Here is a 26,148-nt window from a genome sequence, read left to right on the forward strand (position 1 = left end):
GGTAGAACAGGGCCCTAGATCCAGGGATGCCTCTAGGGTCTGGAATTGCCGACGTTATTTACTAACACTATCGACAAACCCATCTACAAAATTATCCAGCGCTTCAAACAGCACTTCACGAATGGGATCTGCCTCATTTACCAAGTGGTGGCGAGCTTCCGGGTGGCGGTGAATTTCGGCATTGGGAAACTTCTTCGCCAAAATCGCTAAATTCCACTCCCAATCGACGGTCAAATCCTGCTCGCCCTGGAGTATCAGGGTAGGCAGCGGGTTGGGCTCCTGGGCCAGTAGGCGAGGCATCCAGCGGCGCATGGCGCTCACCCAGGCAACGCTCAAACGCTCGGGCTGCAGCGGGTCACCCTCGCGTAGAAACTCGGTGAACTGCTCGTCGGTAGAGTTGGGGCGATATTTACGCGGCAACTCTTTTACAAACGGGCTGGCAATCAAGTGCAGCCAGCTGGTTTGGCTCCATCCCCAAGGCCGCACCAGGGGCGCCAGCAGCACCAAACCCGACCAGCCGGAAGCCCCACGACGGGTGAGTGCATCGGTAGCCAGAATCGCCCCACCGGTACTCTGGCCCACGCCTAACCACGGCTCAGGCGCCATGCCTTGGCTCTTTAGAGTCATCTGCAAGTGAGCCAGGCAGTGCTGATAATCATCGAAATCTTCTATTGCCGCCCGCGCACCGCTGGAAAGGCCGTGGCCGGGAAGATCCCACAGCACCACTCGCCAACCCTTAGCCAGCAGGCGTTCAAGCAAATGGCGATATAACCCCATATGATCGAAATAGCCGTGCACCACAAAGGCAGTGCCCACCGGCTGCGGGGGGCTCCACACTTGGCACCACAGCGCAAAGCGCCCCGTATCGATAAAGCCTGCATGCACTTCACTGGTATCTAACAGCAGTGCTTCCAAGCCATAGTGGTGGAAATAGTCTTGCATGGCGTTTGCCAATAATTCCCCAGGCAACAGGCGGCTAAGGGCGGTATCGCCCGAGGCGTGGCGAAACAAGCCTTCCAGATGTTGGAAATCACTCATCGATGTTTCTCCATAACGCCATTGCCCTTTGACCTAGGCACGGCTGATGTTTCGCGCTTTCAGAACCAAATGCCTAGTCATTTGGTCGAGCATTTTAGCGCATTAGGGTCTACGCTGTTTACATGCCCGGCCAGGTGTGGAATTATTTTCCATAAATACATTTTACGCTGACCGTAGCAAACACATCACCCACTGGCATCCTCACAGGAGAAACCCCATGAGCGAGCGTATCACGCGCCACCGTTTACAGGTGGCAGCCGATCTAGATCGTTTTATAAATGAGCAGGCGCTACCGGGAACAGGTGTTGATGAAAACGCCTTTTGGGCCGGTGTGGATGCCCTGTTTCATGATTTGACCCCTAAAAATCGTCAATTGCTCGAAGAGCGCGACACGCTGCAAGAGAAGCTAGATGCATGGCACCGGGAAAACCCCGGCCCGGTCACCGATATGCCGGGATACCGCCGCTTCCTGAAAGAGGTTGGCTACCTGGCAGAAGCGCCGGCTAACGTAAAAGCGACCACCGCCAACGTTGACCGTGAAGTTGCCGTTCAGGCAGGCCCGCAGTTGGTTGTGCCGGTGAGCAACGCACGCTATGCGCTGAACGCGGCGAACGCCCGCTGGGGCAGCCTTTACGACGCCCTGTACGGCACCGATGCGATTTCCGAAGAGGATGGCGCGGAGAAAGGCACCAGCTTTAACCCGAAACGTGGCGCCAAAGTGATTGCCTACGCCCGTGGCGTGCTTGACCGCGCGGCACCGCTGGCGACTGGCTCGCACCGGGATGCGGTGAACTACGCCATTCGTGATGAGCACTTGGTAGTAACGCTGGAAGGTGGTCGTGAAACCGGCTTGAAGGATTCCGGCAAGCTGATCGGTTTTAACGGCGAAGCGGCGAAACCCGACGCGATTCTGTTGGGGAACAACGGCCTGCACCTGGAAATCCAGATCGACCCTAACGACGCCATCGGCAAAACCGACCCGGCAGGCGTTAAAGATGTCGTGGTGGAAGCCGCCCTGACCGCCATCATGGATTGCGAAGACTCCGTTGCCGCAGTGGATTCAGAAGACAAGGTGGGCGTTTACAGTAACTGGCTGGGCCTGATGAAGGGCGATCTGGAAGAGAAGATCGAAAAAGGCGGCAAGACGTTTACCCGCAAGCTGAACGCCGACCGCACCTGGCAAACCACCGATGGCAGCAGCGTCACGCTGCCCGGCCGTTCGCTGATGTTCGTGCGCAATGTGGGTCACTTAATGACCACACCGGCGATTTTGGATGAGAACGGTAACGAGCTGCCGGAAGGTATCCTTGATGCCGTGGTTACCTCGCTGCTCGCGTTGCATGATCTGAAGAAAGACGCTGACCAGCCGCGCAACTCGCGCACTGGCTCTGTTTATATCGTCAAGCCGAAGATGCACGGCCCTAAAGAAGTTGCCTTCGCCAACGAGCTGTTTAGCCGCGTTGAAGACATTTTGGGCATGAACCGCGACACCCTGAAAATGGGTATCATGGACGAAGAGCGTCGCACCACCGTTAACCTCAAGGCGTGTATCGCTGAAGCGGCTTCACGGGTGGCATTTATCAACACCGGCTTCCTCGACCGTACCGGCGACGAAATGCATACCGCCATGGAAGCGGGTCCCATGGTGCGCAAGGGCGACATGAAAAGCGCCGCTTGGATTCAGGCCTACGAGAAGAGCAACGTGCAAGTGGGCCTTGCCTGCGGTCTGCGCGGTCGTGCCCAGATTGGTAAAGGCATGTGGGCCATGCCTGACCTGATGCACAACATGCTAGAGCAGAAAATCGGCCATCCGAAAGCGGGTGCCAACACGGCTTGGGTGCCTTCACCTACGGCCGCTGCGCTTCACGCGCTGCACTATCATCAGGTCAACGTCACCGACGTTCAGCGCGAGCTGGAAGCGTTGGGTGAGCCCGACTACCTGGACGACCTACTCACCGTGCCAGTAGCGGAAAACGCCAACTGGTCAGATGAAGAGAAGCAGCAGGAGCTGGATAACAACTGCCAGGGTATTCTCGGCTACGTAGTTCGCTGGGTAGAGCACGGCGTCGGTTGCTCGAAAGTGCCGGATATCCACAACGTAGGCCTGATGGAAGACCGCGCCACGCTGCGTATCTCCAGCCAGCACATTGCCAACTGGCTACACCACGGCATTGTCGATGCACCGCGAGTGGAAGAGACCCTCAAGCGCATGGCCAAGGTAGTCGACGAGCAGAACGCTGACGACCCCACCTACACCGCCATGAGCGCCGATTTTGAAGGCTCCACCGCTTTCAAAGCCGCCTCCGACCTGATCTTCAAAGGCCGCGTACAGCCTTCCGGCTACACCGAGCCGCTACTCCACGAGTGGCGTCAGGTGCATAAGGCCCAGGTGCATAAGGCATAGTAAGTTCGTTTTATGGTGTAATCAGCCTCGAGGTTCATCCCTCGGGGCTTTTTTATAAAGGAAAACAACAATGACCATAATGACTGCCGAGCAAATCGAACACTTTTTAGACGAAGTGTTTCCCCAGCGGATGGGCAAGATAGAGAGCGTGGGCGAAATGACGGCGACCCTGCGCTTGAAGATCGGCAACGAGCATCTGCGCCCCGGCCCGCGGGTTTCCGGGCCCACCATGATGGGCTTTGCGGATGTAGCTATGTATGTGGCGATATTGGCGCAGATTGGCCCCGAACCCATGGCGGTGACCAGCGACTTAAACTGCCACTTCCTCCGCGCAGCGTCAGGTGATCATGACATTATCGCCCACGCCAAGCTGATCAAACTCGGCCGCCGCTTAGCGGTGGGCGAAGTTCAACTCTTCTCAGTCAGCGACGAAACGCGCCCCGTGGTGCATGTCACCGCCAGCTATGCGCTGCCCGAAAAGCCTTAAGGGACCGTCAATTACGGCGCCAACGTCATAAACGGCTCATCTTGTTGGTCGCTAAAGGCGTAAACGTTATAGGGCTCGCTCTGAGGCCCCGGCATACCCGGCGTACCGATGGGCATCCCCGCCAGGCCAATGCCATCTATGTCGGGTTGCTCTTCAAACAGCTTGGTAACCGCTCCCATCGGCACATGGCCTTCAATCCAGTAGTCACCTATTTCGATGGTATGACACGACCCCAAACCATAGGGCACACCCGCCTGCTGCTTGATATCCCCCAGCTCTACGTCATCTACAATCGTCACTTCTACACCAAGCTCTTCAAGATGGCGCGCATATTCGTCACAGCAACCGCACTGGGGGTTTTTATACAATGTGGCCTCGTCCGGCAACGCAGCTTGAGCCGAGGCGGCTCCTAGGAGTAAAGCACTAGATAAAACCGTAGCGGTAAAACGTTTCATGAGCGATCTCCTTGAGGTGTGTGACTAAACCAATAGCTGGCCAGCAGGACTATACCCAGCTCTATCAGCCATAGGCCCTCAGTCATAAGCTCTATCAACAAAAAAGTTAGTGGCATCCATTAACTTTTTATCTTACAACCTATAGGTAGCCCCAAGGTCAAGCGGCAAAATAGACGCAAATCTGACTTTGGGCGCATGCATAGAGGAAAATATAACCCACAGCCCTCACCTACCTTAGATGGCTTGCAGCTTGTTTTTTCCCCACGTAACACTGACCGCTAGCCCGTTGGGCATGCGGTTACTAAGTGCAAGGCGTGCGTCTTGGCGCTGAGCCAACTCCGAAACAATCGACAAACCCAATCCGCTGCCGGTAGTACCCTGACCAGACGCGCGCCTAAAGCGCTCAGTGACTTTATCCAATAGTGCCTCGGGGAGTCCGGGGCCAGTATCTTTCACAATAAGTTGAGGAAAACCCTCCTCAAGCGCCAATTCTACCTCCACCCAGCCGCCTTCTGGCGTATAGCGCAAGGCATTATCCAGTAAGTTACGAAAGAGAATGCCCACCTCGACTTCGTCGGCGCGAACCTCCAGCCGGGTTAATCCTGTTAGCCTCAAATGCTGATCTCGCTCTTCAGCGAGTGGCCATAGCTCTGCTACCAATTCAGCAACAATAGGATAGAGATCGATAGTGGCCGGTGAGGTTGTGGCTACTTGATCCAAACGAGCCAAAATAAGCAGTTGTTCTACCACCCGCTGCAGCCGTTCTACTCCGATATAAGCCTTTTTTAATGATTGCTCTCCCCCCTCCTGCGCGTTATCCAGATGAATTCTCAGCGCTGCTAAGGGAGTACGTAATTCATGGGCCGCATCTGCTGTAAAGCGCCTCTCGCGCTCTAACGTTTCTTTCAACCGGGCGATAAAGTCGTTTAGCGATTGGCGTAATTCATTAAGCTCTTGAGGAACCGGGTCATCAATTTTACGCAGGTCGTGGGCGGAGCGGCCTTGTACTTGGTTGGAAAGCGCTTGAATGGGCGCAATACCTCGCCGGATAATACGACTCATCAGCCAAAGGAGGAGTGGAAGCAAAAAGAGCATCGGCAATAAATTGTTCCAGGTGATGCGCTCCACCACTTCATCATGAAACGAACCTCGCAGCCCCATGCTGATCCAGGTATTGCTGGCAACATCGAACATGCTGAAAACCCGCCAACGATGACCATCGTAGCTTTCCCAACGAAAACCCTCCTCTAAAGGCGCGGGGAAAGGCCCGGCATCATTCCATTTGCCCCCTAGAAGCCTGGGTGAGCCATCGGCATTCCAAAAACCCAGTACTAATTTAAGCTCTTCCTCGTGGTAAAGCTTGATACCTGATTCAAAGCTGCTGTCGGGCACTGCGTTACCGTCGCGATATAGCTGAGCCGGATGTTCTGGAAGGCCCATGCGCGAAGCCAGTCGAGCATAGTCGTCAATGGTCGCGTTGGGATCGAGTTGGCCAGCCACAATCCGGCTATGCAGACTAAGCTGTGTATCGAGAATTTCTTCTAGCTCGTGATCCGTAATTAAGTAGGCCGCGGTAACCGCAACTCCCCCGGCGACAACCATGGTAATGGCCAGGGTACGAAGTAGATAACGCCGTATCGATATCATTGTGCTTGGCTATCCAGCCGGTAGCCAATTCCGCGCACATTAATGATCAAATGTTTTTCAAGTTTTTTACGCAGATGATGAATGTGAACTTCCACCGCATTGGACTCTATCTCATCGCCCCAACCGTAAAGCAAACTTTCTAAACGAGGACGAGATAGCACTCTGTCGGGATGCCTAGCTAGCTCTAACAACAAGGCATACTCCCGTCGGCCCAACTTTACGTCTTTGCCCCGCCAACTCACCGCATGACGAGCCTCATCAATACTCAGTGCACCCAGCGTCAACATCTGCGAGGCGCGTCCCTCAGCGCGCCGCATTACGACACGCAAACGGGCAAGCAACTCCTGCAAATTAAATGGCTTGAGTACATAGTCATCCGCCCCAGCATCTAAGCCGCCAATACGGTCTTCCATCGCATCACGGGCCGTCAAAATCAGAATAGGCAGAGTTGATTGCTGACGGAGTAAATGCAGTACCTGCATACCGTCCATATCGGGCAGCCCAAGATCCAAAATAATCACACTGAAGGTCTCGCTATTGACAGCATTGATTGCTTCACGCCCAAGCATAAACCAATCGACTGTATACCCCTCTCGCTCCAGGGCTGTCTTAATGCCATCCCCAAGCAGGGGATCGTCTTCTATCAGCAGTGCGCGCATTTTGCTTCCTCAATCGTCAAACCTTTATCGTGGATGCCAAAACTTAAGCTTTTCTTAAATACGGAGACTTATAACCCACAAAGTAGTTTCGTCTAAACTAAACCAGTAAGCCTACCACCCTATTTTTGTAAAGCTCTTACACAGTTTAACTCTTCTTTAAGTTATTAGGCTCATGCTGCCTCTTCCGACGTGGGAAAAGCCAAAAGAGCGCCAGAGCATGCATTTACTAACCCTCATTAGAACAAACTATTACTTAAAAATAATGGCTCGTGGTTTAGAAAAAGGAATGAAACGATATTTACTGAGAGGTATACGGTATATCGTCAAACCGCCTGCGCCAGAAACCATCGACAGCCTTGTGGGTATAGAAAAAATTCTAATTATTCGCCCCAATTTTCGTCTGGGAAATGCGCTAATCAGCACCCCTGTCATTGATGCTTTTCGTGAACGTTTTCCTTCCGCACGCATAGACTATCTAGCGACGGATAAAACTTTTCCACTGTTGCAACAACGACCTATTGACCATTTTTATTTACTGTCGAGATCCGCGATCCTTCATCCTTGGAAGTGTGTGACATTATTACGACACCTAAGGGCTCAACGTTATGATCTAGCGGTACAAGTGAGCGGAGGATCAACGAGCGGTTTTATAGTGACCCAGTTAATAGGGGCACGGTATAGCATGGGTTCACGTAAAGGTCACCAGCGATGGTACAGCATTGAGGCGGAAGGGAAGTCATCACATGCCTACGATGCCATCATTAATTTAACACATCAGCTCGGTGTCGCTTGCCGTAATCGGCCATTGCTCCAGCTAACGAAGCAGGAGCGCTCTCAGGCAATGACGAAGATAAGACAGCTAACCAGTCTTCATAGCGATCACCCATCAGATACTGACTTTATTGCTATCTTCGTAGGTGGGCATCAAAACAAACGTTGGCCGTTGGCATTTTGGCTAATGCTCATCGATGCCATGGAAGCCCACAAAATACGCTATGTCGTTTTCCTTGGGCCCGAGGAGTTTAGGCTTCTAGCACCTATTGAGCAGCGTTTAAAGTCCTCCCTCTACGGCAGCTTATGCCCACCTCTTCCTATCCGTCACTTTGCCGCCGTTTTGGAGCGTGCCCAATTACTCGTGACACCAGACTCAGGGCCTATGCATTTAGCGGCAGCGCTCGACGTCCCCACAATATCCCTGGTACGCCAGCAAAAATCTCTCGCCTTCGTACCTCGAGAATCCTATGACACCATCCTTTGGCGCCCTGAGATCAACACGGTAGTAGAAGCCATACAAGCTAATGTTGACGGGCAAGCCTCAACGCCCCCCGGTCAGCCGAACTCTGTAAAATACTATCCAAAACAGTACGTAACACCACCACCTAGTGCAGTCCATACGTACGCCCGTTAATGAATGAAAGCGCATAACTATTCGTTAAGTTTTGCGCTTTATAGTGGCCCTAATATTACGTCACCGAGTCTACCGCCTTGCATATTTCCACTACGCCAAAACCCAATGGCAAGGGTTTTAAACGTATTTTCCGTGCTTCTATTAATGCAGTTTCTGGTTTAGAAGCTTGCTGGAAAAATGAATCCGCTTTTAGGCAAGAGGTATTGCTATGCCTCATCCTCTACCCCTTTATATTTTTTGTTAATGTCACTTGCGTGGAAAAAGCGTTGCTGTTTTTTTCACTTACATCTGTATTGATAGTGGAACTCATCAACTCCGCCATCGAAAACACTATTGACCGCATCGGACTTGAAAATAACGAACTTAGTGGGCGAGCTAAAGACATGGGAGCAGCCGCCGCCATGTTGACAATTCTCATGATGGTCGGTGTGTGGCTATGCGTACTGCTAAACTAAACTCCCTCAAACCCTTGGTAACTGTTTGGCTTTTATTTTTGGCAGCCATGTCAGTTTTTAGTGTTTTAGGCATAGATTTTTCGCTAGCTGATTTTATATATCATCTTCAGGATAATACTTGGGCATGGAAAGACACCTTAATTACCCAAGATATTCTTCACAAAGGCGGTAAGTGGCTAAGTCTGGCTATGGGATTAGCCACACTTCTTCTATTGATACTAAGCACCACTGCTACTCGTCTTAAAGACTATCGCACTCCACTTTTTTATCTTTTTTCTGCAACGCTTGTTTCGGCATTACTTGTGGCGACTATTAAGCACCTGGTGAGCATGGAATGCCCTTGGGATTTAATTCGCTATGGAGGGGAACGAAACTTTATTGGCTTGCTCGACATACGCCCTCCTGTAATGCCAGCGTCCGCTTGCTTTCCAGCCGGGCATGCCAGCGCAGGATATACGTGGATAGCACTTTACTTCTTTTTGGCCGCCACACTGCCCCGCTGGCGATGGGCAGGGCTTGTGCTGGGTTTAGGGCTTGGCCTTACGTTTGGGATCACTCAACAGTTACGCGGGGCGCACTTTCTGTCCCACGACCTCTGGACCATCATGATTTGCTGGACTGTAAGCTTTGCCCTTTCAAGATTTTTATTACCTCCCAGAGTGCATTAATTTTTTCACACAGAGAGCCTTTCGATGCCCCCTTTGTTGTCCTTGCCTTTAAAAATTGTTTACACCGCTGGGCATTATCGTCCCATATTGAGCACGGAGCAACTTGTCTTATGGGCCGTTGTCATATTCAGTGTTTTTTACAATGCGCCTTTTTGGCAACAAGCCCTTGTTGGCTATGATCTTCTTGCAGTTCAGACGTGGCTTACCTTCGCCAATATGTTTTTGGTAATGACCTGCATTCATTTTTTGGTCTTCGTTAGCCTTGCTGTTCGAACATTGGTAAAACCCCTATTAATCTTACTGTTTCTAATAGCCGCCTTCGTCAGCTACTTTACCACTTACTATGGCACCTATTTTGATACTTCAATGTTAGACAATGTGCTTCAAACGGATACTAACGAAGCACGGGAGCTTCTTACAGCTGGCTTGCTGATTCATTTGGCAATCTTTTTTGGTTTGCCTACCCTTATCATTTGGAGAGTTAAAATCGCGCCTTCAACCTGGAAGAAGGCTGTTTTGCGCCGCTCAGCTTATTACCTCGCCAGTACGACTATATTGCTGTTAGCGATCGTCTTATCTTATCAAGAAGTATCGTCACTCATGCGCAACAATAAAGAGCTTCGCTACTTGGTGACTCCAGGCAATTATATTGTTTCGATGGCGCAGGCAGTTTTCAGCCAGCACGCTTCCGCAAATACGGTGCGCTCCCCAGTGGGAGAAGATGCCCGTATCAGTTCACAAGTGGGTGACAAACCCACGCTGCTCGTCATCGTGGTGGGCGAAACGGCGCGGGCGGCGAATTGGGGGTTAAATGGTTATGAACGTCAAACCACGCCCAAACTTGCCCAACAGCCCGACGTTATTAATTTTTCAGACGTTACCGCATGCGGCACCAGCACGGCTGCCTCATTACCCTGCATGTTTTCATTACCGGGGCGTGCCGATTACGTTAAATTCTATGCTCAGCAACATGAATCCTTACTGGACGTATTAGCACACGCCGGTTTAGAGGTCACCTGGCTTGATAACCAGTCGGGCTGCAAAGGCGTCTGCGAAGGAGTGACGACAAAAGCACTCTCTCCAGAGGACTACGCTTCTTTATGCCAAGATGGGCGCTGCTTGGACGAGGCACTGGTTCAAGCCTTAACCATGCAAATTAGCAGCACCCCAACTGATCAGGTGATAGTGCTGCATCAGCTAGGCAACCATGGCCCCAGCTATTACCAGCGTTACCCTGCTGACTACGAACGTTTTGTTCCTGCTTGCACCACCGCTGATTTAGCGAAGTGCTCAAGAGATGCCATTACCAATAGCTACGACAATGCCATTCTATATACCGACACTGTGTTGAATCAGGTAATTGAGACGTTAAAGCGCCAGGATGACTACGCAGCTGCGATGATCTATCTCTCTGATCATGGTGAATCACTGGGTGAAAAAGGGCTTTATTTGCACGGCATTCCCTACGCCATTGCCCCCGACGAACAGACGCATGTGCCTATGGTTTGGTGGCTTTCCAGCACCTTTTCACAGCAGCAAGGGCTAGATACGGACTGCTTACACCAGATTTCCGACAAAGCCGCCTCACACGACAACCTATTTCACAGCGTGTTGGGTTTGCTTGGCGTATCAAGTACTGTCTACCAGCAGGAACAAGATATTAGCCAAACGTGCCGACAACCCAACAGCAGTTAAACGCGTAAGTAATCGGTAATTATTCAGTGGCAAAATTGATTCAGCTTCATCACAACTCAGGTGCGTCGGCATGCTCATAACTCTTTTATCAAAGACTCACCCGTTTTTTGAAAGGCGGCTCTTATCAACAAAAAAGACAGCACCTGAGGATTCGATAAATAAGGATGATACTGCTCTCATTTTCAAGCAATGGTTTTCATTTCGGTTATGCGTAGTTTTAATCAGCTTGCTAAGCGCTCTCCTTATGCTATTTGAGATAGAGTCACTTGAAGTCATTATCGCTATTTTCAGTATTGGGGTTAGCAGCACAGCGCAGCTATTGAGGTTAGGCAATACAAGCACAGCTATGTGTAGCCGTATTTACCCTTTACGGGGCGAGGTGATAGAGACACTGGACGCGATAGGTATGGCAGGCGTTGGTACTGTGGTTGTTTTATATCTTTTAATCTAACTGCTACCTGTTAAGTGCGGCTGCATAATAACGCTATCACCCCAAGCGCCAGCCAACCGGCCATCAACAGCAGCCCGCCAATAGGAGTGACAATGCCAAGATTCAGTCCTGCCAGCACCATCAGGTAGAGCGAGCCTGAAAAGCAGCCCATGCCTAGCGCCCACAGCGCCAGCACCCAACGCTGTCCGGCAAGCGGCTGCACTTGGCGCCATACCAGCACGATCATGATGGCCAGCGTGTGCCAGGCCTGGTAACGCACACCGGTTTCAACGGCACTCACCATCGCTTCTGTGGTGCGCGCCGCCAAACCATGGGCTGCATAGGCGCCTAGCATCACCAGTATGGCGCCTGAAAGGGCCGCTATACACCACCACACTTTATCTGTTCGCTGCACGCTGCTCTCCTACTCCTATTATGGTTGGCATACATCACGCTGTTTGCACCTACGGCTTACCTTGCGCGGTGTGAAACCGCTACAATAGAGAATGCCTTAGAGAACGAACTACCACGACGAATGAGACACGCCTATCTATGTCTATCCAGATACGTCTAAACGGTGAACCCCATACGCTGTCGACCGGCCTAACCGCCGCTGACTTAGTTGAACAGCTGGGCCTTAGCGGTCGTCGTATCGCCGTCGAAATTAACGAAGAGATCGTCCCCCGCAGCCAGCACGCCGACACCCGCCTGGTCGATGGCGACCACGTAGAAGTTGTCCACGCGATTGGCGGCGGTTAGAGGAAACACTATGACCCAACAAACGCATGTAGCGCTAGCCGATACCCCGCTAACCATCGCCGGACGCGATTTTCAATCGCGCCTGCTGGTGGGCACTGGCAAGTACAAAGACTTTACCGAAACCGGCGCCGCCATTGCCCAAAGTGGCGCTGAAATTGTGACCTTTGCGGTACGCCGTACTAATTTAGGCCAGGACGCCGATGCGCCCAACCTGTTAGACGCTATTTCCCCCGATCGCTACACCCTGCTGCCCAATACCGCCGGTTGCTACACCGCTAAAGATGCGGTGCGCACCTGCCGCCTGGCCCGCGAGCTGCTCGACGGTCACAATCTGGTCAAGCTGGAAGTGCTCGGCGACGATCATACGCTTTACCCCAATGTGGTCGAGACGCTAAAAGCCGCTGAAACGCTGCTCGCCGATGGCTTTGACGTCATGGTGTACACCAGCGACGATCCTATTGTGGCACGCGAACTAGAAGCCATGGGCTGCTGCGCCATCATGCCGCTGGGCTCGCTGATCGGTTCGGGCCACGGCATTCAAAACCCACACAACGTGCGCTTGATTGTGGAACAGAGCAAGGTACCGGTACTCGTGGACGCGGGCATTGGCACCGCTTCTGATGCTGCCATGGCCATGGAGCTAGGCTGCGACGGCGTACTGCTTAATACCGCCATTGCCCACGCCCGCGAGCCGCTACGCATGGCCAACGCCATGAAGCTGGCCGTGGAGGCCGGGCGCGATGCGTTTCTAGCCGGCCGTATGCCGCGCCGCCAAGCCGCCGATCCTTCTTCACCTTTCGCTGGCCGTATTAACGGTTAATTGATTCGAGACCCCATGACTGAACCCAACGATACCGTACCAGAAAGTCACACCGCGCCCGAAAGCAACGCCACTACAGGGCCGGAAGGTACGGATGCACCGCTGCATCGCCGCGGCATTAAAAGCTATGTGATCCGCGCGGGCCGTATGACCCAGGCGCAAAACCGTGGCTTAGAAGATATTTGGCCGCGTTTTGGCCTGACCATCGCAGACGGCCGCCAAGATTTGGACGCGCTGTTTGGCCGTCAGGCACCGCGGGTAGTGGAAATCGGTTTTGGCATGGGCAACTCGCTGATAGAACAGGCCGAGACTCACCCAGACACCGACTTTATCGGCATCGAAGTCCACGCTCCTGGCGTTGGCAAACTGCTCGATGAAGTTGATAAGCGCGGCCTGACTAACCTGCGCGTTTACCGCGAGGACGCCCTGGCAGTGCTTGAGCAGTGCCTGCCCGAAGGCTCGCTAACCACGCTACAGCTATTCTTCCCCGACCCCTGGCCGAAGAAGAAGCACCACAAACGGCGCATCGTACAGCCTGCCTTTGTTGAGCTGATTCGCACTCGCCTGATGCCTGGCGGCACCTTCCATATGGCCACCGACTGGGAAGCCTACGCAGAGTGGATGGCCGAGGTAATGGAAGCGGCCCCCGGCTATGCCAATACCGCCAGCGCGGAAACCGCCCCGTATGTGCCGCGCCCGGCGTTCCGCCCATTGACCAAGTTTGAAGCCCGCGGCGAGAAACTCGGCCATGGGGTTTGGGATTTGATCTACGAGCGGCGTGATTAACCTGCGCTATTCAAACGTGGTAAGCGCAAAGCTCTCGCCCTCCACCACCTTCGCCTGCCAGGCATGTAGCGTCGGGTAGCGGTTTTGCCAATCAAAGGCCGGTAGGCGGAAACTGATATAAGCCAGTGCAACGGCAACGGTAATCGCCCCCAGGGTACGCTGGGCACTACCTGCCAGCACGCTGGGGTGGGCATTGAGTGTTATCAAAGTGCGTTCGATCGCTTTTAAACGGCGCTGCCCCAACAGCGTCGTATCCACTTCATTACCAGCATACTTACGGCCGATCACCACGTTGAAAGCGGCGTCCATCAAGCCCTGCCCCAACCCTGCCAGCGCCAGGGTTTCAGCTAGTGCTTTACTGGGCATCAGAGATGGCCCTTCACCCACTGCATCCAGATAGTGAGCAATCAACAACGACTCGGTGATGACGTCTCCTTCATCGGTTACCAGCGTTGGAATACGGCTAAGCGGCGTAATCTGTACAAGCTCGCTATCCGCCGCCCAAGGGTCACACCAGCAAAGCTCAGTGCGCTCGATCAGTTGCTTTTCATAGAGACACACGCGCACAACACGTGCATAGGGAGAAGAGGTATTTAAATAGAGCTGCATGACGGCCTCATGTTTATTTTAAAAAGATCGCTAAGCGACTTAAGGCTAGTCCAGTTTAGCGTTAACTACCCGATGCATGGTGCCACTTCCGCTTTCAAAAGCGTCGATATTCGCCAGCGTGGTCTCGGCGATATTAGTCAGCGCCTCGGCAGTGAAGAACGTTTGATGACCGGTGATCACGATTTGCGCGATGGCGTCAGCATCAATCAAATGGTGAGTCTCAGGCGTTAACGGGCAGTACCTTTTAATCTGAGGCACTAGAAACGGGATGATGAATGATAGAGGGGTAGAAAAAAGAAAGCCGCTCCAATGGAGCGGCAAAAAGACCGTGACTAGCAATGAGAGGGAGAAACCATGACAGGAAACTGGCGGTTTCTGTCATGGTTGCCAGCGTCTCATCAAACGCTGACAACCACAATGTAATAGTTCTCATTTACCGCGTCAATACAAATACGAATATTTTTTATTACCACTTGCTGATAGCAAAGATCGCACCCGCAGGAGATGAATAAGAAACTGGAACCCATAAAAAAGAAAGCCGCTCCATTGGAGCGGCAAAAAGACCGTGACTAGCAATGAGAGGGAGAAACCATGACAGTAAACTGGCGCTGATTCTGAAATCAACAGCTGTCCTGGTTGTCAGCGTCTCATCAAACGCTGACAACCACACTGTAATGGTTCTCATTTACCTCGTCAATACAAATGCGAATATTTTTTATTTAACTTTGCAGCCTCGCTGTCAACTAACCAGCTGCAGCCAAAAAGGCAGGGTGAGCATGGCCAATAGGGTTTGGCCCGTAATGATCGCCGCCATCAACTCGGCATCGCCACCCAGTTGACGGGCTAGGATATACGCCGAGGTGGCGGTGGGCAGTGCTGCAAACAGCAGCGCTACGTCGCGGCTTACGGGATCCAGCTGCAAGATCCAGGTGAATGCCAATACCAGCGCGGGCATGAGCAGCAGTTTAACGCCATTGGTGGCCAGCACGCCGCGGTCAATGCGTAGCAGTGCCGCTGGGCGCAGCGCCACACCCACGGCCACCAACCCCAACGGCAGCGCCGCACGCCCCAGTAGCTCTACCGTATCTTGACTCCAGCCGGGCAAACCAACGTTCGTAAGGTTCAGACCAATGCCCGCCAAGCAGGCAAGGATCAATGGGTTTTTAATCAGCGCCATCGCACTTTTACCTACGCTAGCACCGCCGAGTGTGCCAGCGGCGACAAAGCTGGCCACACACATCACGTTAACTACTGGCACCATTAGTGCCACGGCGACGGCTGCGGTGGTCGCTCCTAAGCTGCCGTGTAGCGCGGCGGCGCCAGCAACGCCCACATAGGTATTAAAACGTACCGCGCCTTGAAATACCGACGTAAACGCCGCAGGCGTTAGCTGTAGCCAGCCACGTAAACGCCAGAGCAGCAAGCCAAACAGCGCCATCGCGCCCAGCAGCACCAGCGCCAAGCGGCCGACCGGCACTCGGCTTACATCCGCAGTGGCCAAGGTGCTTACCAGCATGGCGGGAAACAGCACAAAGTAGATCAGCCGCTCCATCTGCGGCCAAAAGGTGTCGCTGGGCCAGCGCCAATAGCCAAGCACGGCGCCCAGTAAGATCAACAGAAATAGTGGGCCTAAAGCGCCAGTGATACTCTCCATTTATGTCCCTTTTGCCTGCGACATCCCAGCACAGCGATATCGGTGCGATTACTGTTACCATGGCAATGATTCCCCGCCCCACGGCTTGCGTAGCGATTATTCTGCCATGAAGATGACATCAAAACCTGCACACTCAGCGGGCTTTCCTGCCTTAAGGGTACTGATATTGGTCACTGGCTTGGCGCTAGCGGCCTGCGCGTGGTATGCCTTTTCACATTGGCTCCACCGCGACAGTGATGTGACATGGTTTCCACCCACATCAAGCTGTAACCTGCATGCAGCGCCCTGCTCCGCCACTTTGGGCGATAAGGGCAGCATCACGCTCGCGGTTCAGGCAAATGGGCGAATCGATGCACTGGAGATATTACCACTGGAAGTGGAAGTCGATGGTGTAACGGCCACCCAGGTCGAGGTAGATTTTATTGGTCGAGATATGGATTTGGGGCTACACCGTTTTGCCCTTAGCGCAGGTGCACCCGGCCATTTTCAAGGTCACGGTCAAGTAGGGATTTGCACTCAAAGCGTTATGCCTTGGCGTGCACGTGTCATACTGGAAACCGCAGAAGGCAAGGTAGGCAGTTGGTTCGATTTTGACGTAATTCGGAGTTAACGCATATGGCAAGGAAACCCTTATGGCTAGGCACCGGTTTAGTCGCGGCTTTACTGGTGGTCAGCGGTATAGGCCTCTATCAGTATGCCTTCGCCCCCAAAGAGGGCGAACCGGTAGGAGGCCCAGTTGAACTGCCCTCTACCCAGGGTGATTTCTCGTTAACCCAGTTAGATGAAGATCAAGTCGCGATACTCTCCTTTGGCTACACCTACTGTCCCGACATTTGTCCCATGACCCAATCGGTTAAGCGTCAAGCCCTGGCCCAGCTCTCTGAGGAGCAGCGCGAGCGTGTAGTGCCGGTGATGGTCACCGTTGACCCCGAACGCGACACCATCGCGCGCATGCAGGAGTACATGGGCTTTTTCGGCGAGGAGTTTATCGGCGTGGTGGGCAGTCAGGAACAGCTTGAGGATGTTGCCTCACGCTATGGGGTGATATGGCGGAAAGTCGAAGCGCCGGATTCAGCAATGGACTACACCATTGATCACAGCGCCTCGCTCTTTTTGGTTAATCGCGAGGGCGATATTCTTCAGCGAGTGCTCTACTCACCGACCCCGCATGGTTTAGTTTCCGCATTAGAGAGCGAACTAGACGGTTAAGCTAATCGGCTTGTTCAGGTGCTGCCTGTAAATGATCCAGCATCGCCAGCAGCGCGCCAATTTGGGTACCGCTACGGGTATCGTGCTGGGGGCTTAACTGCCAGGTACTTTCAGCAAACCCCCACCAATCCCAGCAGCCCTGGGGGTTCGCCATACTGCTTTCTGCCTGAGGATAGAGCACGATTTGCTGATGCGCTGCCGCCCAGGCATTAAGCCCGGTGTAGCGTATGAACGTATCGCCAATGGCCTCTGCGTTCATTTGGCAGCCGTGCAGCGCCAGCGTTACCGGGCACTCCCCCGCATCACAGCCTTCAGGTATAAACACATAGCCGGTGTCCGCTAGGCCCTTGACCGCAAACTCTGACTGATCAAACGCGACTAGTTCGCCCCCTTGCTCATCCTCTGGCTCACGACTAGACTCGCCAGCGTCCGAGGCTGCTCGTTCGGGGTAGAGCCAATCCAGCATTTCTCCAGCAATATCGTCATCGCAGGATAACAGGAAACTACCGCCACCCTGTCGGCAATCGCCCCACTCCTGGGGCCCGGGAGCCGCTTCACTGGGTAAGCGTATCGGCCAGCCATGTCCCGCATTTTCACTGCGCGCAACGCGTAGCTGATCAGGCGAAGCAAGCCACTGCTGCCACTGCTCAGCAAGCAGGTCGCCGAGCTGTGGCTCAACCACTTCATCCTCTTCACCGTGCCATAAGTAGGCCCTGAGCTGGCTAAGCGCCTCAGTGCTGCCTACCTGTTCAAGCTCAATATAGCGTTGACGACGCGCCTCCAACTCATCCAGCGAAGGCGCGCCACGGCGGGTCATCATGCATTGATTAAGCGCCAAACTCAGCGAGCCCTGCGCGCAACTCCAGGGCCCTGCTGCCAGTACACCTAGGCCACTAAACCGCTCGGGCCAAGCCACCGCTAGCTGGGTCGCCATATAACCGCCCGACGATACTCCCACTACGCTGGCCTGCTCACTCGCAGCACTCAGGGCGGGCAAATCCTCAGGCTCACTGTCCGTCTCTGCCTGCGCTAGCAGCGGCGTGCATAGACCTAAGCAAACCAGTGCCTGAGCGAGAGAATGCAGGTTAGAAGAGGGGGTTGAAGTCATCCCTTATTCGACGCCTAGCAGTTCAACGCGGAAGGTCAGTACTTCGTTAGGCCCGATCGGTCCTTGACCATTTTTGCCGTAAGCAATATCCGCAGGGATATAGAGCATCCAGCTATCGCCAACGCTCATCATCTGCAGCGCTTCCTGCCAGCCTTCGATCACCTGATTGGTCTGGAAGCTGACGGACTCACCGCGCTCAAAAGAGCTATCGAAAACGGTGCCATCCAGCAGCATGCCTTCGTAATTCACTTCGACGGTATCTTCAGGGCCAGGCGTGGCGCCATCGCCAGATTCAAGCACTTCATACTGCAGGCCAGAGTCAGTCACCGTCACTTCCTCGCGCTCAGCGTTCTCGGCTAGGAAGGCTTCCCCCTCTTCGAGATTGTTCTGCGCTATCTCTTCGGCTTCCGCTTGCCGCGCTTGCATTGACTGCTCTTGGAACGCCATCAACGCTTCGGTCATCTCTTCTTCACTGAGCGCCAAGTCATTGCCTTCAAACACATCGCTCATGCCGTCGTGAAACGCACCCAAGTCGAGGTCTTCGATGTCTGCCTGCATGCTTTCACCCAGGGTCACACCCAGACTGTAAGCCAAGCGCTGTTCATCGGTTTCGGGCGCTGCCGCGGCAAAAGGGGCAACCAAAAGCAAACCTGTCAGAGCCGTAGTAGAGAGCAGTTGTTTCATGAAAGATCCTTTTTATAGCGGCGCCGTACGCCGATCAGTGTCATATAAAGACTAACACCCACCGCCCCGAGCTGCATCTTCGGGGAGGTGGGCGCCAATAAGACCACAAAATGGGAGAGAGGTTTAGCGGATTTAGACCACCAGCGTGGGGCAGTGTGCTGCACCCGCCACCCGTTGAGAAACGCTGCCTAGCAGCGGGTTCTTCTCGCCATTGGTGCCCTGGGCGCCAATCACGATCAGATCGCACTCCCGCTTACGAGCAAAGCGCACAATAATGCGCGAAGGTCGCCCGCCCTTCACAAAAGCACGCACGCGAGCACTGTCAGCGCCCAGCTCAATCGCATGAGATTTTGCGTGCACAGCGATCTCGGTGGCGTACTCTTTTAGCGCATCGTCAGGGATATCCAGCTGGTTGGGCCGCACCATAGAGAGCGAGGCCTCCAGCAAGCTATGGTGTTTAAACACGCACAGCAGATAAAGCTCAGCGCCGGTCAGCATATGCAAGCCCACCGCTTTTTCCAGCGCCCTTAAGGCGCCTTTAGAACCATCCACCGGGACTAAAATGCGATTAAACATTCGCGTACTCCTTGTGGCTGTTTAGCGGAAGGCGACATCGCGCAGGAACAGCGCAATTTGTGGGAACATGATCAGCAGTGCAGCCGCTAAAATCAGCATGAAAATAAACGGTGGGGTGCCTTTGATCACATCCCAATAGGGGCGCTTGAAAATCGCAATAGCGGTGAAAATATCGCACCCAAAGGGCGGAGTTGCCGAACCTATCGCCACCTGCAAGGTAATCAAAATACCCACCAACACAGGATCCAGGCCTGTCGCCGCAATGGCGGGTGCGAAAATGGGCGTTAGCACCAGAATGACCACTATCGGATCCACAAACATACAGGCCACAAAGAAGGAGATACAGATGGCAATCAATACGCCCGTGGGGCCAGCTTCGTTGACACCCACCGCCTCCAGAATCATTTGCGGAATCTGAGCAAACGAAATGATCCACGAGAAGCCATTACCCACCGCGACCAGGATAAAGACAACGGCGGTAATCAAGCCGGTAGATTTGGCGATGGCATAAATGTCGTTCATCTTAAGTGAGCGGAAGACCACAAACTCAAGCAAAATGGCATACAGCACACAGGCTGCAGCAGCTTCAGTCGGGCTGAAGATACCGCCGTAAATACCACCGACAATAATGACCGGAAAGCCAAGCGGCCAAAGAGCCTGCTGAACCGCTACTGCGCGCTCTTTCCAGCTCGATTTTGCTTCAGTAGGTACATCTTTCACGATGGCGTAGATAATGCAGTAAATCGAGAACATAACCAGGATCATTAACCCTGGCCCAATCCCGGCAATAAATAGCTCGCCGATAGAGGTGCCCGAGATAACCCCGTAAATGATCATGCCGATACTGGGCGGAATCAAAAACGCAATATCGCTGGAATTGATAATCAGCGCCAGCGTGAAAGAGTCTGAGTAGCCCGCTTTAAGCATTTTTGGACGCAGCGGCGAGCCAACAGCGACCACGGTTGCCTGGGTAGAACCGGATACAGCACCGAACAGCGTACACGAAGCTGCCGTGCTCACCGCCAAGCCACCTTTAATATGGCCGATAAACGCCATCACCATATCAATCAATCGGTTAGCGGACTGCCCGCGGGTCATGATATCAGCGGCAAGGATAAACATGGGAACCGCAATAAGTGAGGCTGGGCGTATACCCGCCATCATCTGCTGGATCAGCGTATCCATCTGGCCGAAGCCGTTAAACATCATATAGAAGCCGATTACTGCAGCGGTAATCAGCGGAATCATCATTGGAAAGCCCAGCAGCAGCAGGGCAATCATGGTGGTGACCATTATTGTCGTCATAGCTGTTCCCCTAGGGTGCAATGCCCCGCGTTAGACTTCTGTTTCGGTGTCTTTATATCCATCCACCACGCCCGTCGAGAGATAGACATCGTGGGACGTGAAGTTTTTAACCGCGGTCAGCAAGTATTGAATACCGGTGATTAAAAAGCCCATCGGCACCCATAGGTAAATGATCCACACCGGCAAGCCCAAGGAGGGCAACACCCTGCCTTTGCTATGCAGATCCAGGATATAAACGATCGAATAGTAGAGCAGGAAAAACATCACTAGCGATGTGAACAGCGCGATGCAGATCATTAGCGCTCTGCGCCCACCTACCGGCAGCGCATCATAGATAGCCGACATGCGAATATGACGACCATGACGGGCTGCATAGCCAATACCCGCAAAGGTAATCATGATGATCAAAATGCGGTTTAGCTCACCGGAGAACATGATGCTGTTGCCAAATACAAAGCGGGCAACCACGTTGGTGACCGTATTCAGCGCCATTAGCAAAACACCCATCGCGAGAATCACGGCTTCTATTTTGCTAATTGCAGTGTCGATCACGCCTAGTACCCCCGGCAAGCCGGAACGGTAACTCTTTTCCATCTCGTCATCGGTCATGGCCGGACTCCTTTTGAACGGCTCTAACGGCAACAGTTACGTGCCGTAGGCACAATAAACACAGCGTTATTCCAGAGCTATCTCAATCCAAGCTATCTCGTCAAAACCCGCCTATTTCCCAACTTGCCTAAACCAGAGCTGCTAGACAAGTCTTACCTCGTGCAAGGCGAGGAGTTAACTAAAGCGTAACGGCTTGCGGCCGCCGATGATTCAACGCTAGATGTACGTAACCCAACGGTAACGATGTCAAACCCCAGCCCGAGTAGCCCCCGCCTAACCGCCGCAAAACAAAAAGGGGCAGCCTTTGCTGCCCCTTGATCAATCAACCGTTCGCCAATGCGGCTTTAAGGATGATTACTCGTTTGTTACGGCTTCAAGGTCAGCTTTAAACTGCTCGAGCAGCTCTTGACCACCTTCACCGGTCATTTCCAGGAAGGCTTCTTCAACCTGCGGGGCACGCTCACGGAAAGCTTGAATTTGCTCTTCGTCGAGACGTGTCACCGTCACTTCATCAGATGCTTCCTGAATTTTCGCTAATGATTCTTCAGCCAAGCCTTTGATATGCTCGATAGTGTGGTCATAGGCAGCTTCAGAGGCTTCATTCACCAACGTTTGATCTTCTTCAGACAAACCTTCGTAGAAGTCCTGGTTGGCCATCATCGCAGTAGTGAACCAGCCGTGACCGGTAAACGTCAGGTGCGGAGACACTTCGTACAAACCGCCAGACTCAATCCAGAAAATCGGGTTCTCTTGACCATCAATGATGCCGGTCTGCAGACCACCGTAGACTTCACCCCAAGGCAACGGCGTCGGCGTTGCACCAAAGGCGTCGTAGGTCTCCGACAGCAGCGGGTTGGTCATGGTACGGATTTTCTTATTATCCATATCTTCCGGTGAGCTAATCGGCTCGTCGGTCGTCACGACCATTTCGCCTTCCGGATACATCTTCAGCAGCTCTAGGCCTTGCTCGGCGTAAAGCTCAGGAAACATCTCGTTGATAGCCTTACTTTCGTCGAAGAACGTCAGTACGGTCTCTTCGTCGGTCGGTAGCAGGTAAGGAATAAAGAAGATTTGTGCTTCCGGAATGAGCGCACCGGTAAAGCCAGGCGACTGGTTTACAAACTGCAGGATACCGTTCTGAGTCTGCTCCATAATGTCGTCAGACTCGCCCAGCTCACCAAAGCGGTAAACCTGTACGGTGTGGTCTGAGTTATCTTCAATGTACTCTTTAAAAGCATAGGCAAAGACGTCTTGAACGTCGCCTTCATACTCCTCGTGAGCATAGCGCCAGTTGTCTGCTTGAGCAGCGGCGCTTAGACCAAACAGCAGTGCACCCACACTTGCCGTGGTCATTAACTTTGTAGTTACAGACTTTGTAGTTACAGAACGTGTAGAAACGAATTTGCTTGCCTTCATGCGGTGTTCCCCTTGCAGTGGTAAGCGCGCTTTACGAGTGCGCAAGAACCTGGATAAGCCTCGCGTATCTCAACACGACACTGTTGTTCGCTAACCGGTGTTCGCTAACCGGCAATGGTGCTGCTCTATACTGCGTTCTAGCGGGCGAATAGCGCTAGGTATTTCAAATACAGCTTAATTTCAGGCTAGCGCGCTCCTTGGTGAGGGTCAAGCTGGCAAGTAAGCGTTTGTAGCGAATCAAGCCACTCACTTTGCTCCTTTATACCCCCCTCGCCTTGATGGGCACACCTTCCTAAAAATAGCTGACTTAGCAGCCATTTAGCTGCATTTGGCGACTTTTCGACAACGTTGACCACGCGTTCCTCATCGCTGAGCGGAGCCAAAGCCCACGCTTGCCAACGTTGAAGATTCTCACGCTCTGCCATCAGCTCGGCCTGTTTGATGGTCTCGCGCAGCGCTTTCACGGACTCGCTTTCTGTCGCTGAGGCTTTTAAGTCTTGGCGTAACCCACGCAATACCTCCGTTACATGGCATTGCCAAAGGTGACGCTGCTCACGCTGGTCAGCCAGCGCTCTAGGCTCGGCTTCCAGACCGCAAGAGTAGAGCCAACAATGAAACAGCATCTCGCACACATCCAGCCCGGCCTCCTCTTGAAGCTTCAGACAGGCTGCTTCAACGCCGGGTCTAGCGTAGAGCGTCAGTGCAAAATCCCATAACGGTGTCTGCTGTAGGCGCTGCAATCGGGTAGAATCAAGCGTAATAGAATATCGCATCAAATGACCCACTTTCTTCGGGAGAAGGCATGATCGCACTGCGCCAAGTCGCCTTGCAACGCGGCACGCAAACGCTACTCGACAACGCGGACATTACCCTTAATAACGGGGTAAAGGCCGGGATTATCGGGGCAAACGGCGCCGGTAAATCGAGCCTATTCAAACTGCTGCTCGGCGAGCTTGCGCCCGACCAGGGCGATGTCGAGATGAGTGGCGGCCAGCGCATTGCGCATATGGCCCAGGAAGTTGACGCCCTCGACCGCCCAATTATCGAGTATGTACTCGATGGCGACTTGGCGCTACGCCAAGCAGAAGCTGACTTATTGGCCGCCCAGGAAGCCGGGCAAGCCCACCGCGAAGCCGAACTGCACGGTTTGATTGAGACCCTGGATGGCTACCGTGCGGAGTCGCGTGCGGCGCAATTGCTGGTGGGGCTGGGCTTCGTCCAGGCTGACCTCGCCCGCCCGCTCTCGGCGTTTTCCGGCGGCTGGCGGATGCGGGTCAATCTTGCTCGTACGCTGTTTATGCCTTCCGACCTACTGCTGCTGGATGAGCCTACCAACCACCTGGATCTAGATGCCCTGCTGTGGCTGGAGCAGTGGCTAACCCGCTATCCTGGCACCCTGCTGCTGATTTCCCACGACCGTGACTTTTTAGATGCCGTATGCGATCACATCGTGCATATGCACCACCAAACCCTGGAGCTATACCGCGGCAATTACTCCCAGTTCGAGCGCACTCTCGCCGAAAAGCTTGCTCTGCAGCAGGCTGAAGCCGCCAAGCAGCAGGCTCGCCGGGAAGAGATCGAACGCTTTATCGCCCGCTTTAAAGCCAAGGCGACCAAGGCCAAGCAGGCACAAAGCCGGGTAAAAATGCTCGAGCGCATGGAAGATATCGCCGTCGCCCATGTGGACTCCCCCTTCCACTTTACGCTGCCCGCCGCCGATAAAACCTCGCATCCTCTGCTGGTGCTTGACCAGGCGCAGCTAGGCTATCGCGGTAAAAAGGGCGACGGCAGTGACGACAACATCCAGCTAGACAAGGTCAACGTCACCCTGCTGCCCGGTAGCCGCATTGGCTTGCTAGGCCCCAACGGGGCAGGTAAATCAACGCTGATTAAGTCGCTCACCGGGGAGCTTGAGCTGCTTAACGGCAAGCGCGTACCCGGCGAGCATTTGGCGATTGGGTATTTTGCTCAGCATCAGCTTGAGAGCCTGGATGTTTCATCGACGCCCTTTGTGCATATCCAGCGACTCTCACCCACCGCCAGCGATCAGGATATCCGCAACTTCCTGGGCGGCTTTGGCTTTAAGGGCGATGACGCCTTCGGCACAGTCGCCAACTACTCTGGAGGTGAGAAAGCCCGCCTGGCGCTGGCCCTCGTCGCTTGGCAAAAACCCAACCTGCTGCTGCTCGATGAGCCCACCAACCACCTGGACTTAGAGATGCGCGAGGCGCTGACCCAAGCGCTGGCAAGCTTCGAAGGCACGGTTATTCTGGTCTCCCACGACCGTCACTTACTGCGCGCCACGGTCGATGAGTTCTGGCGGGTGGCGGATCACCGTGTCGAGCCCTTCGATGGTGATTTGGAAGATTACCGGGCTTGGCTTAAAGCGCGCCTGGAAGAGAGCCGTCGGGATTCCCGCGGTGAAAAAGCCGAGCGCCAGAACCAGCAGCCTAGCGGCGACAGCCGAGAAGCGCGCAAAGCATCCCGCAAAGCGGCTGCCGAACTGCGCGAGAAGCTGCGCCCACTGAAAAAGCAGCGCGACCAAGCAGAAAAAGCCATGGAGAAGACCCAACACGAGCTTGATAAGGTTGAACAAGTGCTGGCAGACCCAGAGCTCTACACCGACAGCAGCCGCAAAGCCGAACTGACCAAGACGCTGAGTCAGCAGGCAGAGATTAAAGCGCGCCTGGATGAATCAGAGCGGCAGTGGCTCAGCGCCGAAGAGGCGTTGGAGACAATGGAAGCAGAGCTGCTCGCCAGTGAAGAGGCGGCTAGTTAGCGGAAAGCGAATACTCAACAATAGGGCTAGCTTTCCAACAAAAACGTTACCGGGCCATCGTTAATTAGCGCCACCTGCATATCAGCGCCAAATTCACCGGTGGCGACGTGCGGCCAGGCAGTACGGGTCTGGGTCACCAGCAAGTTGAACAGCTCTTCACCCTGGGCGGGAGGAGCGGCGCTGGAGAAGCCCGGCCGCAGCCCCTTACGGGTATCCGCCGCCAGGGTGAACTGGGAGACGAGCAACAGACCACCGTTCACCTGCTGCAGGTTATGATTCATCTTGCCGTCGGCGTCGCTGAATACCCGGTAGTGAAGGAGCTTGTGCAGCAGTTTTTCCACGCTAGTCCCATCATCGTGCTTCTCCACTCCTATCAGCGCCAGCAGTCCATGGTCGATACTGCCGACGATTTCGCCCTCCACTTCCACGCTGGCGCGCTTCACGCGCTGAATGAGTGCCTTCAAAACGTCTCTCTCCCCACTAGCAAA

General features: G+C 53.8%; 28 protein-coding genes. 12 read left to right on the plus strand and 16 right to left on the minus strand.

What is annotated here, in order from left to right:
• Window positions 1-54: 54 nt before the first annotated feature.
• Window positions 55-1,038, minus strand: coding sequence for an alpha/beta hydrolase (locus RO22_RS00720; RefSeq protein ID WP_041157297.1), 984 nt, complete (start codon window positions 1,036-1,038; stop codon window positions 55-57).
• A gap of 217 nt (window positions 1,039-1,255) precedes the next feature.
• Here RO22_RS00720 and RO22_RS00725 point away from each other — a divergent pair, with 217 nt between their 5' ends.
• The gene (locus RO22_RS00725; protein WP_041157298.1) at window positions 1,256-3,442 is read left to right on the plus strand and encodes a malate synthase G; all 2,187 of its coding nucleotides are present in this window, start codon (window positions 1,256-1,258) and stop codon (window positions 3,440-3,442) included.
• A 70-nt stretch (window positions 3,443-3,512) separates the two neighbouring features.
• Entirely contained in the window at window positions 3,513-3,929 is a 417-nt protein-coding gene (locus RO22_RS00730; RefSeq protein WP_027957965.1) for a PaaI family thioesterase, read from the plus strand.
• A gap of 11 nt (window positions 3,930-3,940) precedes the next feature.
• Here the strand turns inward: RO22_RS00730 and RO22_RS00735 are convergent, their stop codons facing one another.
• The 3 genes from RO22_RS00735 to RO22_RS00745 form a co-directional block, all read right to left on the minus strand.
• A complete protein-coding gene (locus tag RO22_RS00735; RefSeq protein ID WP_027957966.1) occupies window positions 3,941-4,384 on the minus strand; it encodes a DUF411 domain-containing protein in 444 nt (147 codons plus the stop codon).
• Window positions 4,385-4,618: 234 nt separating this feature from the next.
• Entirely contained in the window at window positions 4,619-6,031 is a 1,413-nt protein-coding gene (locus RO22_RS00740) for an ATP-binding protein (protein WP_041157299.1), read from the minus strand.
• Window positions 6,028-6,690, minus strand: a complete 663-nt coding sequence (locus tag RO22_RS00745) for a response regulator transcription factor (protein ID WP_009286204.1) — start codon at window positions 6,688-6,690, stop codon at window positions 6,028-6,030. Before RO22_RS00745 ends, RO22_RS00740 begins: the two co-directional genes overlap by 4 nt.
• A gap of 217 nt (window positions 6,691-6,907) precedes the next feature.
• Between RO22_RS00745 and RO22_RS00750 the strand changes: the two genes are divergently transcribed.
• The 4 genes from RO22_RS00750 to RO22_RS00765 all read left to right on the plus strand — a co-directional run bounded on the left by RO22_RS00750 (window position 6,908) and on the right by RO22_RS00765 (window position 10,916).
• Complete coding sequence (locus RO22_RS00750; protein ID WP_041157300.1) at window positions 6,908-8,098, plus strand: glycosyltransferase family 9 protein; 1,191 nt, start codon at window positions 6,908-6,910, stop codon at window positions 8,096-8,098.
• 77 nt (window positions 8,099-8,175) lie between these two features.
• Window positions 8,176-8,553 carry a diacylglycerol kinase gene (locus RO22_RS00755; RefSeq protein WP_235270458.1) on the plus strand — a complete coding sequence of 126 codons (378 nt, stop codon included), beginning with the start codon at window positions 8,176-8,178 and terminating at the stop codon, window positions 8,551-8,553.
• A complete protein-coding gene (locus RO22_RS00760) occupies window positions 8,535-9,221 on the plus strand; it encodes a phosphatase PAP2 family protein (RefSeq protein WP_041157301.1) in 687 nt (228 codons plus the stop codon). The genes RO22_RS00755 and RO22_RS00760 overlap by 19 nt, the downstream gene beginning before the upstream one ends.
• Before the next feature lie 24 nt (window positions 9,222-9,245).
• Window positions 9,246-10,916, plus strand: coding sequence for a phosphoethanolamine transferase (locus RO22_RS00765; RefSeq protein WP_041157302.1), 1,671 nt, complete (start codon window positions 9,246-9,248; stop codon window positions 10,914-10,916).
• 461 nt (window positions 10,917-11,377) lie between these two features.
• Here the strand turns inward: RO22_RS00765 and RO22_RS00775 are convergent, their stop codons facing one another.
• Window positions 11,378-11,761, minus strand: coding sequence for a DUF423 domain-containing protein (locus RO22_RS00775; RefSeq protein ID WP_027957973.1), 384 nt, complete (start codon window positions 11,759-11,761; stop codon window positions 11,378-11,380).
• 137 nt (window positions 11,762-11,898) lie between these two features.
• Between RO22_RS00775 and thiS the strand changes: the two genes are divergently transcribed.
• From thiS to trmB, 3 genes are read left to right on the plus strand one after another with little or no spacing between them, the layout of a single operon-like run.
• Complete coding sequence (thiS, locus tag RO22_RS00780; RefSeq protein ID WP_022521266.1) at window positions 11,899-12,105, plus strand: sulfur carrier protein ThiS; 207 nt, start codon at window positions 11,899-11,901, stop codon at window positions 12,103-12,105.
• Window positions 12,106-12,115: 10 nt separating this feature from the next.
• Window positions 12,116-12,925, plus strand: coding sequence for a thiazole synthase (locus RO22_RS00785; protein ID WP_041157303.1), 810 nt, complete (start codon window positions 12,116-12,118; stop codon window positions 12,923-12,925).
• Window positions 12,926-12,940: 15 nt separating this feature from the next.
• Entirely contained in the window at window positions 12,941-13,711 is a 771-nt protein-coding gene (gene trmB / locus RO22_RS00790) for a tRNA (guanosine(46)-N7)-methyltransferase TrmB (RefSeq protein WP_041157304.1), read from the plus strand.
• A gap of 6 nt (window positions 13,712-13,717) precedes the next feature.
• Here trmB and RO22_RS00795 read toward each other — a convergent pair whose 3' ends face one another.
• From RO22_RS00795 to RO22_RS00805, 3 genes are all read right to left on the minus strand, one after another.
• A complete protein-coding gene (locus tag RO22_RS00795; RefSeq protein ID WP_022521263.1) occupies window positions 13,718-14,320 on the minus strand; it encodes a glutathione S-transferase family protein in 603 nt (200 codons plus the stop codon).
• A 45-nt stretch (window positions 14,321-14,365) separates the two neighbouring features.
• Window positions 14,366-14,530: a hypothetical protein gene (locus tag RO22_RS23985; RefSeq protein ID WP_231500633.1), complete on the minus strand. Its 165-nt coding sequence runs from the start codon at window positions 14,528-14,530 to the stop codon at window positions 14,366-14,368.
• A 529-nt stretch (window positions 14,531-15,059) separates the two neighbouring features.
• Window positions 15,060-15,974 (minus strand): AEC family transporter, encoded by a 915-nt coding sequence (locus RO22_RS00805; protein WP_009286215.1) that lies wholly within the window; start codon window positions 15,972-15,974, stop codon window positions 15,060-15,062.
• 106 nt (window positions 15,975-16,080) lie between these two features.
• On the opposite strand from RO22_RS00805, the gene RO22_RS00810 reads away from it, so the two are divergent.
• Window positions 16,081-16,584 carry a hypothetical protein gene (locus RO22_RS00810; RefSeq protein ID WP_041157305.1) on the plus strand — a complete coding sequence of 168 codons (504 nt, stop codon included), beginning with the start codon at window positions 16,081-16,083 and terminating at the stop codon, window positions 16,582-16,584.
• A 5-nt stretch (window positions 16,585-16,589) separates the two neighbouring features.
• Complete coding sequence (locus RO22_RS00815) at window positions 16,590-17,183, plus strand: SCO family protein (RefSeq protein WP_041157306.1); 594 nt, start codon at window positions 16,590-16,592, stop codon at window positions 17,181-17,183.
• A gap of 1 nt (window position 17,184) precedes the next feature.
• Here RO22_RS00815 and RO22_RS00820 read toward each other — a convergent pair whose 3' ends face one another.
• From RO22_RS00820 to RO22_RS00850, 7 genes are all read right to left on the minus strand, one after another.
• Complete coding sequence (locus RO22_RS00820) at window positions 17,185-18,291, minus strand: PHB depolymerase family esterase (protein ID WP_041157307.1); 1,107 nt, start codon at window positions 18,289-18,291, stop codon at window positions 17,185-17,187.
• Window positions 18,292-18,294: 3 nt separating this feature from the next.
• Window positions 18,295-18,975 (minus strand): FKBP-type peptidyl-prolyl cis-trans isomerase, encoded by a 681-nt coding sequence (locus RO22_RS00825; protein WP_041157308.1) that lies wholly within the window; start codon window positions 18,973-18,975, stop codon window positions 18,295-18,297.
• A 132-nt stretch (window positions 18,976-19,107) separates the two neighbouring features.
• Complete coding sequence (locus tag RO22_RS00830) at window positions 19,108-19,551, minus strand: universal stress protein (RefSeq protein ID WP_022521256.1); 444 nt, start codon at window positions 19,549-19,551, stop codon at window positions 19,108-19,110.
• 21 nt (window positions 19,552-19,572) lie between these two features.
• A complete protein-coding gene (locus tag RO22_RS00835) occupies window positions 19,573-20,856 on the minus strand; it encodes a TRAP transporter large permease (RefSeq protein ID WP_022521255.1) in 1,284 nt (427 codons plus the stop codon).
• A 30-nt stretch (window positions 20,857-20,886) separates the two neighbouring features.
• Window positions 20,887-21,465 carry a TRAP transporter small permease gene (locus RO22_RS00840; protein ID WP_022521254.1) on the minus strand — a complete coding sequence of 193 codons (579 nt, stop codon included), beginning with the start codon at window positions 21,463-21,465 and terminating at the stop codon, window positions 20,887-20,889.
• 354 nt (window positions 21,466-21,819) lie between these two features.
• Window positions 21,820-22,881: a TRAP transporter substrate-binding protein DctP gene (gene dctP, locus RO22_RS00845; RefSeq protein WP_022521252.1), complete on the minus strand. Its 1,062-nt coding sequence runs from the start codon at window positions 22,879-22,881 to the stop codon at window positions 21,820-21,822.
• Between the two features lie 185 nt (window positions 22,882-23,066).
• Window positions 23,067-23,654, minus strand: a complete 588-nt coding sequence (locus tag RO22_RS00850; RefSeq protein WP_041157309.1) for a TIGR02444 family protein — start codon at window positions 23,652-23,654, stop codon at window positions 23,067-23,069.
• Between the two features lie 29 nt (window positions 23,655-23,683).
• Between RO22_RS00850 and RO22_RS00855 the strand changes: the two genes are divergently transcribed.
• The gene (locus tag RO22_RS00855; RefSeq protein ID WP_041157310.1) at window positions 23,684-25,660 is read left to right on the plus strand and encodes an ATP-binding cassette domain-containing protein; all 1,977 of its coding nucleotides are present in this window, start codon (window positions 23,684-23,686) and stop codon (window positions 25,658-25,660) included.
• 26 nt (window positions 25,661-25,686) lie between these two features.
• Here the strand turns inward: RO22_RS00855 and dtd are convergent, their stop codons facing one another.
• Window positions 25,687-26,124 carry a D-aminoacyl-tRNA deacylase gene (gene dtd, locus RO22_RS00860; protein ID WP_041157311.1) on the minus strand — a complete coding sequence of 146 codons (438 nt, stop codon included), beginning with the start codon at window positions 26,122-26,124 and terminating at the stop codon, window positions 25,687-25,689.
• Window positions 26,125-26,148 lie beyond the last annotated feature (24 nt).

The organism is Halomonas sp. KHS3 (genome assembly GCF_000830495.1).
Lineage (GTDB): Bacteria > Pseudomonadota > Gammaproteobacteria > Pseudomonadales > Halomonadaceae > Vreelandella > Vreelandella titanicae.

Bases quoted from the DNA above. Each gene is read 5' to 3' on its own strand.
- thiS (WP_022521266.1), top strand. From the start codon at position 11,899: ATGTCTATCCAGATACGTCTAAACGGTGAACCCCATACGCTGTCGACC.
- RO22_RS00765 (WP_041157302.1), top strand. From the start codon at position 9,246: ATGCCCCCTTTGTTGTCCTTGCCTTTAAAAATTGTTTACACCGCTGGG.
- RO22_RS00815 (WP_041157306.1), top strand. From the start codon at position 16,590: ATGGCAAGGAAACCCTTATGGCTAGGCACCGGTTTAGTCGCGGCTTTA.
- RO22_RS00730 (WP_027957965.1), top strand. From the start codon at position 3,513: ATGACCATAATGACTGCCGAGCAAATCGAACACTTTTTAGACGAAGTG.
- RO22_RS00740 (WP_041157299.1), bottom strand. From the start codon at position 6,031: ATGATATCGATACGGCGTTATCTACTTCGTACCCTGGCCATTACCATG.
- RO22_RS00830 (WP_022521256.1), bottom strand. From the start codon at position 19,551: ATGTTTAATCGCATTTTAGTCCCGGTGGATGGTTCTAAAGGCGCCTTA.
- RO22_RS00850 (WP_041157309.1), bottom strand. From the start codon at position 23,654: ATGCGATATTCTATTACGCTTGATTCTACCCGATTGCAGCGCCTACAG.
- dctP (WP_022521252.1), bottom strand. From the start codon at position 22,881: ATGAAGGCAAGCAAATTCGTTTCTACACGTTCTGTAACTACAAAGTCT.
- RO22_RS00735 (WP_027957966.1), bottom strand. From the start codon at position 4,384: ATGAAACGTTTTACCGCTACGGTTTTATCTAGTGCTTTACTCCTAGGA.
- RO22_RS00835 (WP_022521255.1), bottom strand. From the start codon at position 20,856: ATGACGACAATAATGGTCACCACCATGATTGCCCTGCTGCTGCTGGGC.
- RO22_RS00855 (WP_041157310.1), top strand. From the start codon at position 23,684: ATGATCGCACTGCGCCAAGTCGCCTTGCAACGCGGCACGCAAACGCTA.
- RO22_RS00785 (WP_041157303.1), top strand. From the start codon at position 12,116: ATGACCCAACAAACGCATGTAGCGCTAGCCGATACCCCGCTAACCATC.
- RO22_RS00805 (WP_009286215.1), bottom strand. From the start codon at position 15,974: ATGGAGAGTATCACTGGCGCTTTAGGCCCACTATTTCTGTTGATCTTA.
- trmB (WP_041157304.1), top strand. From the start codon at position 12,941: ATGACTGAACCCAACGATACCGTACCAGAAAGTCACACCGCGCCCGAA.
- RO22_RS00750 (WP_041157300.1), top strand. From the start codon at position 6,908: ATGCATTTACTAACCCTCATTAGAACAAACTATTACTTAAAAATAATG.
- RO22_RS00725 (WP_041157298.1), top strand. From the start codon at position 1,256: ATGAGCGAGCGTATCACGCGCCACCGTTTACAGGTGGCAGCCGATCTA.
- RO22_RS00720 (WP_041157297.1), bottom strand. From the start codon at position 1,038: ATGAGTGATTTCCAACATCTGGAAGGCTTGTTTCGCCACGCCTCGGGC.
- RO22_RS00795 (WP_022521263.1), bottom strand. From the start codon at position 14,320: ATGCAGCTCTATTTAAATACCTCTTCTCCCTATGCACGTGTTGTGCGC.
- RO22_RS00760 (WP_041157301.1), top strand. From the start codon at position 8,535: ATGCGTACTGCTAAACTAAACTCCCTCAAACCCTTGGTAACTGTTTGG.
- RO22_RS00825 (WP_041157308.1), bottom strand. From the start codon at position 18,975: ATGAAACAACTGCTCTCTACTACGGCTCTGACAGGTTTGCTTTTGGTT.
- RO22_RS00840 (WP_022521254.1), bottom strand. From the start codon at position 21,465: ATGACCGATGACGAGATGGAAAAGAGTTACCGTTCCGGCTTGCCGGGG.
- RO22_RS00810 (WP_041157305.1), top strand. From the start codon at position 16,081: ATGAAGATGACATCAAAACCTGCACACTCAGCGGGCTTTCCTGCCTTA.
- RO22_RS00745 (WP_009286204.1), bottom strand. From the start codon at position 6,690: ATGCGCGCACTGCTGATAGAAGACGATCCCCTGCTTGGGGATGGCATT.
- RO22_RS00820 (WP_041157307.1), bottom strand. From the start codon at position 18,291: ATGACTTCAACCCCCTCTTCTAACCTGCATTCTCTCGCTCAGGCACTG.